We start from the raw sequence: 15,970 nt of genomic DNA, 5'->3' as shown, positions 1-15,970 counted from the left end.
GCGGCAATCGTTACTCTTCGGCGTGAAAAGTTTCTAAGGTGTAGCGACCACTATTAATTGCTAACAAACTGTCAGGGGCTACTTGACCTAACGGATAGGTCGCTGGCCCGGTTGGTTCAGCCAAAACATAGGTTGTTCCTTGCCAATTGACCGTGGTTTCGCCCGCTTGCGGCATCACTTCAATGCCGATTAGGGCGTGGCCATCAATAAATACCAGCGCCATTTTTATTCGTGGCATCAAGGCCCGTAAGAGCGCTGCTGTTAGCGTTACTTTACTGTCACAATCCCCTTGATTCTCCCAGAGCAGTTTATTGGGAGGATTAAACCCCGCACCAGACGAACTAACACGTGATTCCAAGGGCGAGTAGGGAATTGCTTGGCTAAAACCCAGAACATAATTGGTGACCATGCGGACATTTTTTATTGATACCGTTTCTAAAATGAGTGGTTTTAGTATTTTCAGCGATTCAACGGTCTCATTGGCAATTCTCACGTGATCTGGCTTTATCGCACTGACGCCATCATGGGTGACAAAGCTGTGATAATAATATTTATTAAAAAAGTCCGCGGTCGCTTCTTGTTCTAGCTCATGCACTCTCGAGCGTGCTTGTTGCATCAATGTTTGTGATGAGGCATTTACTTGTAATTGATATTTACCAGCACGCTTAATTAAGTTGAGCTGAGCTCCCGGTATTGGTGATTTCTTCCAAGCCTTAACAATGTATTTGTTAATGTAGCTTTGTGCGATGTCGCTTTTAAAGGCGCGAAAATTTCTAAACTTGTCAAATAGGGTCTTGTTGCTTAACACAAAACTAATTTGTTGATTTTGAGCTGCACTGTCACGCCACAGATAGTCGAATTGGTAGCCTTGCTCAACTTTTTTTCGGCCGTATTTTATTTGTTCGGCAAGTGACGAGGGCGCGTATACAATTAGCTGAGAAGCTAAAGTAATCAATATAATCAATGATATACGCGAACCAATCATAAATCGTAAACTTTACTGTTTTGACATTCGTAGGCTAATCATAAACTAGTTCGATGAATAGTTTTTACTTTTTTGCCAAATCTGGTTATATTTAAACGGTTGTTTAAATTGTACGTTTGATTCCGCCGAGATAATGACATAATAACTGGCGGCCCCATATATAGAACGAAAGCATAAAGAGGAAAATAGTCATGGCTGAATATCGCGCGCCGCTAAGAGATATGTCGTTTTTACTTCACGAAACATTTAAAGTTGAGCAACAGTGGCAATCGCTGCCTCACCTTGCTGAACACGTTGATGTCGAGACTGCTGATGCGATTTTACAAGAATGCGCAAAAATTGCAGAGCAAGTGATTGCACCATTGTCACGTGAAGGTGATGAAATTGGCGTTAAGTTCGACAACGGTGATGTTACCACTCCTCCGGGGTTTAAAGAGGCGTTTTCAACTTTTGCTGAAGGTGGCTGGATCGGTTTAGGTGGTGACTTAAATTACGGTGGCATGGGTATGCCGAAAACCGTTACTGCACTTTATGAAGAAATGCTATGTGCAGCAGATATGTCATTTTGCTTGTACCCAGGATTAACCGCAGGTGCTGCTTTATCAATTGCTAAACATGCCACTGATGAATTAAAAGAAACTTACTTGCCAAATATGTACGCTGGCGTGTGGACCGGTACCATGTGTTTAACCGAAGCGCACTCAGGTACTGACTTAGGTATGATTCGCACTAAAGCCGTACCACAAGACGACGGTAGTTACGCGATTACGGGTAATAAAATTTTCATCACTGGTGGTGAGCACGACTTAGCTGAAAATATTATCCACCTAGTGCTTGCTAAACTACCTGATGCACCAGCCGGTCCTCGTGGTATCTCATTATTCTTAGTGCCTAAATTTAACGTTAACGCAGACGGCAGCTTAGGTGAACGCAACCAAGTAAGCTGTGGTTCAACTGAGCACAAAATGGGTATTCACGCCTCTGCAACTTGTGTTATGAACTTTGACGGTGCTAAAGGTTTCCTTGTTGGTGAAATCAACAAAGGTTTAGCCTGTATGTTTACCATGATGAACTTTGAGCGTATCGGTGTTGGTATCCAGGGTTTAGGTGCAGCGGATCGTTCTTACCAAAATGCTTTGGAATACGCGCAAGATCGCATCCAAGGCCGTTCACTAACTGGTGCTAAACAGCCAGAAAAAGCGGCTGATAACTTATTAGTTCACGGTGATGTTCGCCGCATGCTATTAAATATGAAAGCCTTGAATGAAGGCTGTCGTGCACTTTCTATTTACACCTCAATGCAGCTCGATGCTGACTCATACGGTGAAGGTGAACAGAAGCAAAAAGGCAACGTGTTAACTGCATTGATGACACCACTTGTTAAAGCCTTCTTTACCGATATGGGCTTAGACAGCTGTGTTGCTGGTCAGCAAGTATTTGGCGGTCACGGTTATATTCGCGAATGGGGCCAAGAGCAACTAGTTCGAGATGTTCGCATTGCGCAAATTTACGAGGGTACTAACGGTGTTCAGGCAATGGACTTGTTGGCACGTAAAGTTGCTAGCAGCAAAGGTGAGATGATGAAAGTCTTCATTGAAGACGTTCAGTCTTACTTAGCAGCAACAACCTCAGCTGAAATGCAAGAGTTCACTGCACCATTAGCTGAAGCAGTTAAAGACTTAGCAGCAGTAACGCAAGACGTATTAGTGGCAGCAAGCCAAAACCCAGAAGAGCTAGGCACCGCAGCAAATGATTACTTACACGTTTTCGGTTATGTCGCTTTAGGTTACATGTGGGCGAAAATGGCTGAAGTTGCTTTAGCAAATCAAGACAGCAGTGACGACTTCTACAAGAGTAAGTTGCAAACCGCGCGTTATTACTTCGCTAAACTATTGCCACGTCGTTTATCATTAATGGCGGCAATAAGAGCAGGCGCTGCACCATTGTTTGATATTGACGAAAGCTTATTTTAAGTCATTTATTATCCATAATAGGTTACTTAGATAACACTGTTAAATCAGTCGAAAAGGCCAGTTCAGTAGAACTGGCCTTTTTTATATTTGAGATTAAGGATAAACAGCTAACATCTGCAATGGTACTGAGCTTCCAAATTTATGGCGCCTGAACTGATGTCCTCAATCTCTAGGTTAATTAAGCCTGAACTTTTGACACAATAGTTTCATTTGTTCAGCCAATAGGTTGAGCTCTTCAGCGCTATAACCAATTTGCTCAGTGCCTTGTTCCACTTGTGCTGATATTTCAGCAATTTGCGAAATATTGTTACTGACGTCATTGGCTACGGTTGTTTGGCTATCGGTCGATTGTTTGATGTCGTTATTAACTAAAGTGATATCGTTAACTTGTTGACCAATACCCGACAGTGAACGCTTAGTTTCTTGGATTTGTTCAACAGCAGCATTGGCTTGCTCTGTATTGGCAGTAATTGCCGAGACTAAGTCACTGGTGGTACTTTGCAGCTGGTTAATAATATTGTCGATCTCGCCGGTTGAATGCATGGTTTTACTGGCTAATGCTCTCACTTCATCGGCAACGACGGCAAAGCCACGACCTTGTTCACCGGCTCTGGCCGCTTCAATTGCCGCGTTAAGTGCCAGTAGGTTGGTTTGTTCAGCAATAGAGCCTATAACTGCTGAAACAGTCCCTATTTTTTCTACGTTACCTTGTAATTGTCCAATAATGTTACTTGAGTTTTCCGCTTGCTCTGACATCGCTTCAATTACGGTTACCGAGCCTTGAACAACGGTTTGTCCTTGCTCGGAGACATTCTGGGCAATGGCTGCTGAATCAGTGGCATGAGCAGCATTGTCGGCAACCTGCGATACTGTGGTCAGCATTGCTTGCATTGAACTCTCAGTTGCCGTTGTTAATTGCGACTGACGTTGAGTGCCGCGCTGCGCTTCGACAGTGATGTGATTGAGGGCATCGGCTTTGTCTTTTAATTGATTTGCCGAATCGGTAATAAGCTCAATGGTTTGTCGGTACTGTTGAGTAATGCGATTGATCGATTTCATGATGATCGATAGTTCGTCTTGGCTCTTACCAGTGCTCAGCTCAGTACTGAGATCGCCGTCGACAATACTGTCTACGGCTTGGGTTATCGACGTTACTTTTTGCTTGATAAAGCGGGAAAAGCTCAAAGAAATCACCACCAGTACGGCAACTAGTAAAAGTGCCATCGTCCCGATAACTGACCAAGAGAGCTTTTTATCGGCGGCCTGTTCAGCACTTATATCAATACTCATTTCTAAAATACCGCGCACATCACCTACTTGCCAATCGGTCTTGGGCGAATCGGGATGTGAATTGTGACAGTTGACACAACTTTGCGCTGTTAATATGTCAGCAACGCCAACTCTCATAATGGCTTTGCCATTGACTTCGGTTAACTCTGAGTACGCTTTATCGGGGTTAGCGGTTAAAAACTGCCAAGCCTTGCGATCAAAGTCATCGAGCTCTCGATTGGCGCGATTGGCAAACGGAAACGGACTCGAGAACGAGAATTGAATATTGTCGCTACTCATTTCATAGCTAACGTCATGAAGAAAAGTTGCCGGTACCGGTACAACACCAACCTTGTCTTTGTGATCTGTTGAAGCGCTGATTGGGCTGTCGGCATTGATTACCGACTGCAATATATTGCGCGAGTAATAGGTGCGCAATTTTTTAAATTGCTCGGCGGTATTAACTGCCGAAGTAACAATGTTGTTCGTGGTGTTTTGATTTAACGTTGCGGGCAGCAATATTGAAAAGCCAATGAGTACGAAAAAGAAAAAACCGATGATCGGCATGATCAGTTTCCAAATAAGACTTTTCGATAAGAAGTTCATATTTAGCCCTTAATTCTATAATTTTTTGAGTATTGGAAAAATAAATGACTTCCTTTTCGCAATAGTGACTATAGCAAGACCATGATAATAGAGTAAATATGTCAATATCGGTTGAGTAGCTAATTTCATCTACTTAGGCTTTACATAAAGATAGATTAGAGGTATCTGTTATTAACGCTTCTTTAGTATATAAGAGTATTTACCCATGAAACTATTTGGCTCTACCACATCTCCGTATGTCCGTCGTTTGCGAATCTTGCTGCGCGATCATGATTATGAGTTTGTTAATCTTGATATTTTTGCCGATGATGATCGTAAAACCTTGTTGGCGAATAATCCGACCATGCGAGTGCCAGCATTGCAAGACGGTGAGCAGAGTGTTTACGATTCGAGAATCATTTATCGTTACTTATCGGAAAAGCTGAACTTGAGCCAAATCAGCTGGCAGCAAGAAAACCTGTTCACTCTGATAGATGCTGCCAACGACTCACTGGTTTCAATTTTGTTGTCTAAGCGTTCAGGCTTGCCAGTAGAGCAAGATATTCTGTTCTTTAATTTGCAACGTCAACGAGTGGATAGTGTTTTAACGACTTTGAACGATGAAGTTGCCCACAGCCAATTTAACCAGTGGGATTACTTGGCTATATGCTTGTTTTGTTTGCTTGATTGGGTCGAATTTCGCGAGCTTGCTGATTGGCGTCAGCACCCGCATTTAGTTGAATTCTATCAGTGGGCACAACAACAAGCTGGCGTTGTTGAAACAGATCCTCGTTAGCACAGTTGCCAAACGCATAGCCGAGGCCAAATAGTCAATTGGTCTGAGTGTTATTTGTTCAGTTTTGTTCACACTTGTAATTATTTTGTCTCAGTATTTGTCGTTAGTGCTTTATGCTGATCGCTGGCGACAAATAATTTTCTGTGATATTAATCAAACTATTAGCTTTGGTTATAACTTATAATTCCTTCACTTTAATCGAATTCATTATTAGGTCATCACTATGTCTGCGTCTACTACTAAACCGAGTTTTAACTGGCAAGATCCTCTGTTACTCGAGCAAGCGCTCACTGAAGAAGAGCGCATCATGCGCGATGCTGCTCATCAGTTTTGCCAAGAGCGCTTGATGCCTAGAATACTTGAGGCCAACCGTCACGAACATTTTGATCCTGACATTATGCGTGAGTTTGGTGAACTGGGTTTGTTGGGTTGTACTATTGAAGAAAAGTATGGCTGCGCTGGTGTTAATCACGTTGCCTATGGCCTGATTACTCGCGAAGTTGAGCGCGTTGATAGTGGCTATCGCAGTGCGATGAGTGTGCAATCATCGCTGGTTATGCACCCGATATACGCTTACGGTAGTGAAGCGCAAAAGCAAAAGTACTTACCTAAATTAGCGACTGGCGAGCTAATAGGCTGTTTTGGCTTAACTGAACCTAACTCAGGTTCTGATCCTGCTAGTATGTCGACTTATGCGAATAAAGTTGACAGTGGTTACCAGCTGACTGGTAATAAAATGTGGATTACCAATTCGCCAATTGCCGATGTTTTTGTCGTGTGGGCGAAGCTCGATGGCGTTATTAAAGGCTTCATTTTAGAAAAAGGTATGGCCGGGTTATCGGCACCTAAAATTGACGGCAAATTTTCACTGCGCGCCTCTATCACTGGTGAAATAGTCATGGACAATGTTTTTGTTCCAGAAGATAACTTATTGCCAAATACAAGCGGCTTGTCTGGGCCATTTGGTTGCTTGAACAAAGCGCGTTACGGTATTGCATGGGGTGCTCTTGGTGCTGCCGAGTTCTGCTGGCAGGCTGCTCGTCAATACACCTTAGATCGCGAGCAATTTGGTCGGCCATTAGCGGCGACGCAGCTGGTTCAAAAGAAGCTTGCTGACATGCAAACTGAAATTAGCACAGGTTTATTGGCCTGTTTGCAAGCGGGGCGAATGATCGACAACGGCCTCTTAGCACCTGAAGCAATTTCATTGATCAAGCGTAACTCTTGCGGTAAAGCGCTTGAGATTGCACGCAACGCGCGTGATATGCACGGCGGTAATGGTATTTGTGATGAATTTCACGTTATTCGTCACGCAATGAACTTAGAAGCAGTGAATACTTATGAGGGTACGCACGATATTCACGCCTTGATTTTAGGGCGAGCGCAAACGGGTGTACAGGCCTTTTTCTAGGTGAGTATTTTTCATTAGCTTTTAACAAATAGAACGGAAACAAGTGGAGTAAGCAGTACCACTGAGCACATTATTGACTCAGACAATAACAACAAAAAGGTGACAATATGGCACAGGTAAGTAGCACAGATCGCAATAAAATTGTTGAACAACAGTTTATTGATTTAGTTTTGTCTGGTGAATTACCTGATGTTGTGAGTTCCTTAACGCCAGCACAGCTCGGCTTGAGCAATAGTGATTTACTTGAGCTTTTTCTCAGCCAAGTGACCAGCCGACACTTAGATTTACACTCTCGAGTGATGCAAAAACAAGGGCAGAGCTTTTACACCATAGGCAGTGCTGGTCACGAAGGTAATGCCGCTTATGGCCGAGCGTTTTCGGTACAAGATATCGCTTTTTTGCATTATCGCAGTGGCGCTTTTATGGTTGAACGCGCTCGACAAGTCGCTGAGCAAGACCCTATTCGCGATATTTTGCTATCGTTCGCTGCTAGCAGCGAAGATCCGATTTCCGCTGGTCGGCACAAGGTATTGGGCAGCAAAATACTTAACGTGCCACCACAAACCAGTACCATAGCCTCTCATTTGCCGAAAGCAGTTGGCACTGCTTTTAGTATCGGCTTGAGCCGCCGCTTAAATTTAACCACGCCGCTAGCGAGTGATAGTGTTGTGGTTTGCAGTTTTGGTGATGCCTCAGCAAACCATTCAACTGCCCAAGGCGCATTTAACAGCGCCGCTTGGGCAGCTTATCAATCGGTACCATTACCGTTAGTCTTCATTTGCGAAGACAATGGTATCGGTATTTCAACCACAACACCTACTGGCTGGATAAAAGCCAATTTCAAAGATAGAGCTGGACTGATTTATTTAGAGTGTAATGGCCTTGACTTACTCGATACTTATCAACAGGCTCAGCGCGCTCGGGCGATTGCACTAGAGCAGCAAAAACCGGTGTTTTTGCACGTCAATTTGGTACGCCTACTCGGCCATGCTGGTTCCGATAGTGAATTTAGTTATCGCAGTCAAACTGAGATTGAAGCCAACGAAGCGCAAGACCCATTACTGTACAGCGCTGCGCTGTTGTTGAAACACCAAGTCGCCAATCGCCAAGCGTTAGTTGATTACTATCTCGATATTCAAGCTCAGATTACCAAAGTTGCGGCTGAGGTGGTGCAGAAACCTAAATTGAGTAGCAGCCAAGCGGTAATGGCAAGCTTGGTGCCGACTGAGCGCCGCCCTTCAAGCGCTAAATCGGTAACTGTTGAATACCGTCAGCAGCTTTTTAGCCATGAACAACACAATATCAATAAACCTCAACACATGGCTAAACTGATTAATTGGGCACTACACGATTTAATGGCGAGCTACGAAAACATTGTGCTTTGTGGTGAAGACATTGGTAAGAAAGGCGGTGTTTATTCTGTCACTAGTAAGCTTTGTGATAACTTTGGTCAAAACCGGGTGGTTAATACGCTGCTGGATGAGCAAAGTATTCTCGGCGGTGCTATTGGTTTAGCTCACAACGGTTTTTTACCGATACCTGAAATTCAGTTTCTTGCTTATGTTCACAATGCCGAAGATCAAATTCGCGGCGAAGCAGCAACACTGTCATTTTTCTCTGATAGTCAGTTTACTAATCCGATGGTGATACGCATTGCCGGCTTAGGTTATCAAAAAGGCTTTGGTGGACATTTTCACAACGACAACTCGTTCGCCGTATTTCGAGATATCCCAGGTCTTGTGCTGGCGTGTCCATCTAATGGTCAAGATGCTGTCGAAATGCTGAGAAACTGTGTGTGCTTAGCCGATGAAGAGCAACGTGTGGTGGTGTTTTTAGAACCAATAGCTCTCTACATGACGAAAGATTTACACGAAACCGGTGATGGTTTGTGGAGCTTTGACTATGTGCCACCGGTTGAACAAGTGAGTGAGCCTGATCAATTACTCCGCGCTGTTAGCGATCAATTAACGGTCTCAAGTTATGGCCAAGGCGAAGATTTATGTCTCTTGAGTTATGGCAATGGTTATTACTTGTCACGTCAGGCTGAGCCGCTGCTGGCAGCCTTGGGTATTAACTGTCGAGTGGTTGATTTACGCTACTTAGCACCGCTTGACCAGCAAGGAATTTTAGCGCAGGTCAGTGCTTGTCGTCATGTCTTGATTGTTGATGAATGTCGGCAAACGGGTTCAATCAGCGAAGCATTAATCACCTTACTGATTGAAAATGGCATTAGCTTACCGCAAGTGGTTCGAGTGACTGGTGAAGATAGCTTTATTCCCTTGGGTAAGGCCGCTTACTGTGTGTTGCCTTCGGTTGAACAGATTGTTAACGCCGCTAAGTCTATCACTCAAGTAAGTTAACGATAAACTTTAGAGTCTTTACTGTTTAACCTCCGCGTTAGTCGATAACTTTTGTCTAGCGCGCCTTATGTTTTCTTCTTTTATTCTCAACACTTAGTCTTCTAAGTGCTTTTGTCTCAGCGTTTACTTCCAATTTTAGTCATTGCCTAAGTCGTTGCTGTATTGAGTTTATTCTGTCTGCATGACTTTATTTTGTTCGCTATTTTCAATCACTCGTCAAAATCATCATTAATTGTCATGTTGACAATTAATTTGTGTGCGATCTAATATATAAATAATCAAGTTGACAATTTACTTGTTTATTCAATTTTTATTGTGATTTAAGCACTTGCTAAGACAGCTGCTATTGGATGAATACAAATGGCTGCTAGCAAAGGCTAATTGCGAGAAAGCGAACGAGAGTGTGCTAATGAAAACTAAACTAACAACTGTTATACCGCTGTTAGCATTATTAACAGCGTGCGGTGGCTCGAGTGACAGTCCAACGCCAGTACCAACCCCAAGTCCGGCACCAGCGCCGAGCCCGGTGCCAGCTCCGATGCCCGCACCGATTGAAGTACCGACAAGCAAATACCTTGGTTTTGAGTCAGTGGCCACCAGACCAATCGTCCAAGACAATAATACTTTGTACGTTGTTAATACGGCCAATAACAGTGTTGAAGTATTTACCCTCACTGAAGATGGCAGCCACCGACATAACTTGACTGTGTCGGTTGGCTTAGAGCCAGTTTCACTAGCGCTACTCGACAGTAAGCAGCTGTGGGTGGTCAATAAACTGTCTGATTCAGTGAGTATTATTGATTTAACGCTCGCCAAGCCTGTTGTTACCAGAACTCTGTTAGTTGGTGATGAGCCGCAAGATATTGTCTTTGCAAAAGGAAAAGCGTTTATTAGCAGTGCTCATCGAGGCCAACATTTAAGCCATCACAGCTTGCGAGGCGTGCCTGGTGCGGGCGACCCTCAACTGCATACGCCGGGAATTGGTCGCGCCGATGTTTGGATTTTTAATACCGCTAACTTAGGACAAGCACTTGGTGGCATTCCCGAAAAAATTATGACGCTCTTTGGCGATAGCCCAAGAGGCCTAGCAGTTAGCCCCGATCAATCTAGTGTTTACGTGTCGGTATTTCACTCAGGTAACCAAACGACAGCTGTTCACGAAGCTGTGATGTGCCAAGGCTTTGAAGATGATCAGTTAGGTAGCCAGCCATGCCAAGTGATGGACGGTATCAGCAGCCCAAAAGGTTTAGCTAATGGTATGCTACCTGGTGGTAGAACCGCACCTGGAATTAATGTTCGCGGACAGGCGCAACCGTGGACTTCAATGATTGTTAAGTACGATCGCGCCTCGGGAAAGTGGCTCGATACCAAAGGTCGCAACTTTAGCAATGGTGTGCGTTTTAGTCTGCCAGATAAAGATGTTTTCGCCATTGATACTGAAACTTTGACGGAGAAAGCAGCCTATACCAATGTCGGTACGACGCTGTTTAATCTGGCTGTCGACCCTAAAACCGGTGGTCTGTTTGTCAGTAATACTGAAGCGAATAATGCTGTGCGTTTTGAAGGTGCGGGTGAATTTGCCGATAGCACAGTGCAGGGCAACATAGCTAGAAGTCAAATTACCTATATCAACACCGCCAACGGTCAAGTTTTGCCTCGACATATCAATAATCACATTGATTACAGCCAGTTAAAAGCAAAGCCAGATGTTAAACAACACAGCTTGTCGACACCAACGCAAATTGCGCTAAGTGCTGATGGTGAAACTTTATATATGACGGCTCTGGGCTCAAATAAAGTTGCCGTGCTCAATACGGAACAACTGCGAGAGCAGAAGTTTTGGGACGGAGGAGCAGATGATTTTAATCCCGAACAAGCGAGTGAACGTTATTTAGATATTGCCGGTGGACCAGCGGGTTTAAAGCTTGATGAGAGCAATAAGCGAATTTATGTCTACACCAAATTTGATAACGCCTTAGTTACGATAAACGCGAACACTGGCACTGAATTGTCAAGGATTGCATTAGCTAATCCAGAGCCAGAGAGCTTCCAAGCTGGCCGATTTATGCTCTATGATGGTAACCGCAGTTCATCCAATGGTGAATCGTCGTGCGCTAGCTGCCATATTTTCGGCGATACCGATCATTTAAGTTGGAACTTGGGGAATCCTGACGAGGCCAACAGTCGAAACTTACAACCCTTTCCACTGCGCCACTTTCCGCGTTTAGGCTGCGACTTAGTGGGAGAGAATGACCAGTCTTGTCAGCTGTTAAGTATTATTAATGGCGACGGTGACATTGATACTATTGCTTCGATGAAAGGGCCGATGGCGACGCAAACAATGCGCGGTATGAGTACTCATGGTCATATGCATTGGCGCGGTGATCGCGTTAATGGCTATTTTGGTAACGACACTGAGCAAACGCTAGATGAACGTGTTTCATTTAAAAACTTTATCGCTGCCTTTGATGGTTTGCTTGGGCTTGATATCGGGTTGCCTGAGTCGGTTGAGGCGAGTAACAAAAGTGCTGATGTCAAAGCGTTAGAGAGTGACATGGATAAGTTTGCTGACTTTATGTTGGCGGTGGCAACTCCACCTAACCCGATTCGCAACCTCGATAACAGCTTGTCTGATTCAGCTCAACTCGGCGCTAATTTTTTCCACGGCGTTAGACGTTCTGATGGTTTAGCACAAGATGTTGATTCAAATGGTACGGCAGTTGACGGTGTTAATTGTGAAGGCTGTCATGGCGTTGACCACGCGCAGGGCTTTTATGGTAGCCGAGGTGAGAGTGGTCACGGTGGTGAAATTCAAATCTTTAAAATCCCACAATTGAGAAACCTATACACACGTGTTGGCATGTTTGGTCTTCCTGATCGAGAAGGTTTTTTGCCCAGCCATACTAAGCAACATCAAGGTGAACAAATCCGAGGTTTTGGCTTTTTGCACGACGGCGCGACAGACCAGCTAGTAAACTTTTTGCGAGGTGGTGTTTTTGATAACGGCGAACAAGATTGCCCTCCGGGTGTCAGTGCGAGTCACGGTTGTCAGTTCAATCAAGGTTTTGTCGGTATTCCTGATGAAGCAACGAGAGAAGGTTTGGTTGATTACCTAATGGCTTTTGACAATGATATTGCGCCAATTGTTGGCCAACAAGTTACTTTAAGTGCGACGACATCAAATGTAGTAAAAGCGCGTTTAGACTTGTTGCACGAACGAGCTCAAGTTCCTTTCGTTTCGAAAATACTCGGAGGTGAGGTCAAGGAATGTGATTTGATCGCTAAAGGTGTAATCGATGGTGATTACAAAGGTTTTCTGTATTTGCCCGCCAGTAAACAATTTGCCAGTGATAAACGAACTGAAGCAAGGTTAAGTGCTGAACAGTTACAGCAATTCGCGCAGCAAACAGGCAATGTTTTAACCTACACCTGTGCGGTTCCAGGCCAAGGCTTTAGGCTAGCACTCGACAATGATATGGATGGTCGTTTTAATCGCGATTAATGACATTTAGCTGTGGTAATGATAGCCGGAGGTTTATCACCATCATTCGTGATAGGTTTTTGTGGTTATTTGAGATAAAATGTCACATTGACAATATATTTGGGTGCTAGTTAAAGCTTCAGTACTTGAGTAAAGCGCTATACTGAAATTGTTCGGTGTAGCTATCCAGCTAACTGATGGCGAACTTCTTTACCATCTATGCTTAGTAGCTGTTTCAACAATAACAAAGAGTATAAAAATATTATGCTTAAAAATGATGTCTTGCCGATAGCCGCATATACAGACAAGCAGTGGTTTGATCTTGAAATGCGTCACATTTTTTCAGCGACTTGGGCTTATGCTGGCTTGGTTGAAGACCTCGCTCAACCCGGTCAGTTTAAAACGGTACAAGCCGGCCTTAACAGTATTGTCATTGTTATGGGGCGTGATTATCGCTTGCGCGCCTTCCACAATATTTGCCGACACAAGGGAACTCAGCTACTTAGAGCTGAAGGTACAGTGAAAAAGGCGATTACTTGTCCTTATCACGACTGGACTTATGACCTTGAAGGCGAATTGATTTCGGTTCCCAAGATGAATGCCGAATTTGCTAATTTGGATAAAAGTTGCCTCGGCTTAAAGCGAGCATCAGTCGATGTTTGGCGTGGCATGATTTGGGTTCACCCTGAAGCTGACGCCATTGCAGTGAGCCAATGGTTTGGTGATATAGAGCCTCACCTAGGCGCTCATCAACCGGAAAAATTGGTCGAAGCAGCCGATTACAAGGTCGTTGAAGATATTGCTGCCAATTGGAAGATTGTCGTCGAGAACTATATCGACCATTATCACCTGGCTCAGTTGCACAGCGGTACCTTGAATATGTACGATCACGCTAAGGCCGAGTTTGGTTTTATCGGACCTCATTTTGCGTTTTGGGAGCCGCTAGATAGCGAATACGCCGCTAATTTAGAGAAAAACGCCTCAATGCCATTGATTGATCATTTGTCGGCTGATCAGCTTGGCGCCTCTGTGCCAATGTTATTCCCTGGCATTGGCCTTGGTGAGTCTGAAACCAGTTGGTCTGTGTTTCATATTACGCCGATTGCTGTTGACCGCACACGAGTCGAGGTACGAACAAAAGTGATGCCTGCGTCCGACTGGCAATTTGCCAAGTATGGCGCTCGTTCCAGTAAGTTTTGGCAAAAGCGAATTGGTCCCAAATATCCTAGTTTAGATGCTTCGCATCCGCTTGGGTCAGCCGATTTTATGCAAGAAGATATCTACGTCTGTGAACAGCAGCAAAAATCTTATCAAAGTCCATACTTCGAGCTTGGTCCATCGGCACAGCACGGTGAGTCGCCGATTCGCGGCCATCAGCAGGTTGTTTGGCAATATCTCAAACCCTTTGCAGATAAGTTGGTAGGAGATAAGTAATGGCGTGGCATCAATTAACTGTCGCTGAAGTGACCAAAGCTGCCGATGCAACATCATTGAGCTTTGATGTTCCGGAGCATTTGTTAAGTACTTTTAGTTGGCTTCCCGGACAGCACGTTCGAATCAAATTGGTTGTTGATGGTGAGGAACTAAAGAGAAACTATTCTATTTCTGCACCCGTAGCACGCCCGTTACAAATCACGGTAAAAGCGGTCAATCAGGGCAAAGTTTCAGGGTTTATTAATCAACGTATCAGCGTTGGCGATACCTTGATGATCAGTGAACCGTCGGGTAAGTTTGTTTTGTCACCAGATAACAAATTAAGACGCAGTCATTACTTTTTTGCTGCAGGCTCTGGTATTACGCCAATTTATTCGATGCTGGTGAGTATGCTTGAGCGCGAACCGGATAGTTTTGGTTATTTGCTTTATGGTAATAAAAACGGCAAAAGCACTATTTTTACAGACCAACTAGCACAACTCGCTGAACAGTACAGTGATCGCTTAGTTGTTAGCCATTGTCATAGCTCTCCCGGCTGGTTTAGTCAGTCGCCGTGGCGTTCAAGCCGTATTAACGCGGAAGCTATTCATCAGTTTATCCAAGAGAACCCGCCGTATGCCCAAGACACTCAGTATTACTTGTGTGGCCCAGGGCAATTTTTGCCTAATGTTAAACAAGCGTTAAACGATATTGATGTGCCTGATAGCCGTATTCATATGGAATCGTTTGGCGCTGGTAAAACTGTGCTCACCACTAACAGTATTGAGGCTAATTTGTCGGTTAATCTCTACGGCAATAAATCACAAGTGTCGGTAAAACCGGGACAAAAGTTATTGCAGGCAATGCTCGACCAGGGTATTGATGCGCCATATTCATGCGAAGGCGGTGTTTGCGGTAGTTGCCGTTGCCAGCTGACTAAAGGTAAAGTCGATATGGTGAATAATTTGGCACTTGAAGCTCCTGAGGTTGAAAAAGGCGCAATATTAGCGTGTCAGTCACTGGCGTTAACTGACGATGTTGCCATTGAATATCGCTAAGCCCGTGTTGGCCTTTGGGCGTTGCGGCTATCAATGTTAAGATAAGGTTTTTATTCCAACGACGCACTTTATGGCTTTTGAATATAAAACCCGTTTTTTCTTAGATAAAGCGCATTACATTGAATGCTTTCAGGCTTCGGCAAAACCGCTTAGCGGTATTCAGCCTTATTACAAAGCGTTGGCGCTATTTATTGCTGGCTTGATTGTCAGCAGTATAAGCCAAGGCAATGAGCAGGGCCATTTAGCTATTTTTATTATCATGTTAGGTGTCGTTGAGGCATTAAGCGTGCGTTTTCGTCAAACTTGGTGGTTATGGCGGCAATTGATATCGAAAGCTGCGAACAGCGAAGTTGAGTTGACCATTACTGAGCAGAATCTCGAGATTAATGGCCGCTACCAAACACAAACACTGGCTTGGCAAGCACTTAGCGAAATGGTAGAAACCGAGCAGGGCTTTGTCTTGATGTTTAAAATTAATCAGCAGTTAGGTAAGCATTACTTAACTAAGTCTTGTTTATCTGAACAGGCGATTGCTTTTGTCGCTGCGCAATTACCTATAGATAAACAGTCGAGCTAATGTGTTATCAGCTAAGATCTTGTTACATAAAAGGCAATGAGAATAGTTCTCAAATGGCTTGA

10 protein-coding genes are annotated in these 15,970 nt (G+C 44.2%); 8 read left to right on the top strand and 2 right to left on the bottom strand.

Translation table 11 applies throughout. The annotated features are described in order from the left end of the window. Positions 1-10: 10 nt before the first annotated feature. A complete protein-coding gene (locus J7384_RS12020; RefSeq protein ID WP_209114338.1) occupies positions 11-985 on the bottom strand; it encodes a hypothetical protein in 975 nt (324 codons plus the stop codon). Between the two features lie 191 nt (positions 986-1,176). Between J7384_RS12020 and J7384_RS12015 the strand changes: the two genes are divergently transcribed. After that, a complete protein-coding gene (locus J7384_RS12015) occupies positions 1,177-2,958 on the top strand; it encodes an acyl-CoA dehydrogenase C-terminal domain-containing protein (protein ID WP_209114336.1) in 1,782 nt (593 codons plus the stop codon). Positions 2,959-3,132: 174 nt separating this feature from the next. Here the strand turns inward: J7384_RS12015 and J7384_RS12010 are convergent, their stop codons facing one another. Further along, complete coding sequence (locus tag J7384_RS12010; RefSeq protein ID WP_209114334.1) at positions 3,133-4,794, bottom strand: methyl-accepting chemotaxis protein; 1,662 nt, start codon at positions 4,792-4,794, stop codon at positions 3,133-3,135. Positions 4,795-5,038: 244 nt separating this feature from the next. Between J7384_RS12010 and J7384_RS12005 the strand changes: the two genes are divergently transcribed. The 7 genes from J7384_RS12005 to J7384_RS11975 all read left to right on the top strand — a co-directional run bounded on the left by J7384_RS12005 (position 5,039) and on the right by J7384_RS11975 (position 15,908). Continuing rightward, positions 5,039-5,608, top strand: a complete 570-nt coding sequence (locus tag J7384_RS12005; protein ID WP_209114332.1) for a glutathione S-transferase family protein — start codon at positions 5,039-5,041, stop codon at positions 5,606-5,608. Positions 5,609-5,831: 223 nt separating this feature from the next. Continuing rightward, positions 5,832-7,019 carry an acyl-CoA dehydrogenase gene (locus J7384_RS12000; RefSeq protein ID WP_209114330.1) on the top strand — a complete coding sequence of 396 codons (1,188 nt, stop codon included), beginning with the start codon at positions 5,832-5,834 and terminating at the stop codon, positions 7,017-7,019. A 107-nt stretch (positions 7,020-7,126) separates the two neighbouring features. After that, positions 7,127-9,379 (top strand): thiamine pyrophosphate-dependent enzyme, encoded by a 2,253-nt coding sequence (locus J7384_RS11995; protein ID WP_209114328.1) that lies wholly within the window; start codon positions 7,127-7,129, stop codon positions 9,377-9,379. A 409-nt stretch (positions 9,380-9,788) separates the two neighbouring features. Next, positions 9,789-12,881 (top strand): hypothetical protein, encoded by a 3,093-nt coding sequence (locus J7384_RS11990; protein WP_209114326.1) that lies wholly within the window; start codon positions 9,789-9,791, stop codon positions 12,879-12,881. Positions 12,882-13,124: 243 nt separating this feature from the next. Further along, entirely contained in the window at positions 13,125-14,294 is a 1,170-nt protein-coding gene (locus tag J7384_RS11985; protein WP_209114325.1) for an aromatic ring-hydroxylating dioxygenase subunit alpha, read from the top strand. Next, entirely contained in the window at positions 14,294-15,331 is a 1,038-nt protein-coding gene (locus J7384_RS11980) for a 2Fe-2S iron-sulfur cluster-binding protein (RefSeq protein ID WP_209114323.1), read from the top strand. Before J7384_RS11985 ends, J7384_RS11980 begins: the two co-directional genes overlap by 1 nt. A gap of 70 nt (positions 15,332-15,401) precedes the next feature. Then, positions 15,402-15,908 (top strand): hypothetical protein, encoded by a 507-nt coding sequence (locus J7384_RS11975; RefSeq protein WP_209114321.1) that lies wholly within the window; start codon positions 15,402-15,404, stop codon positions 15,906-15,908. The last annotated feature ends 62 nt before the right edge of the window (positions 15,909-15,970 follow it).

It is taken from the genome of Endozoicomonas sp. G2_1, assembly GCF_017744155.1.
Taxonomy (GTDB): domain Bacteria; phylum Pseudomonadota; class Gammaproteobacteria; order Enterobacterales; family Alteromonadaceae; genus JAGHQT01.
The sequence above is the reverse complement of the archived record's forward strand: the minus strand, read 5'-3'. Positions and strand labels throughout refer to the sequence as shown.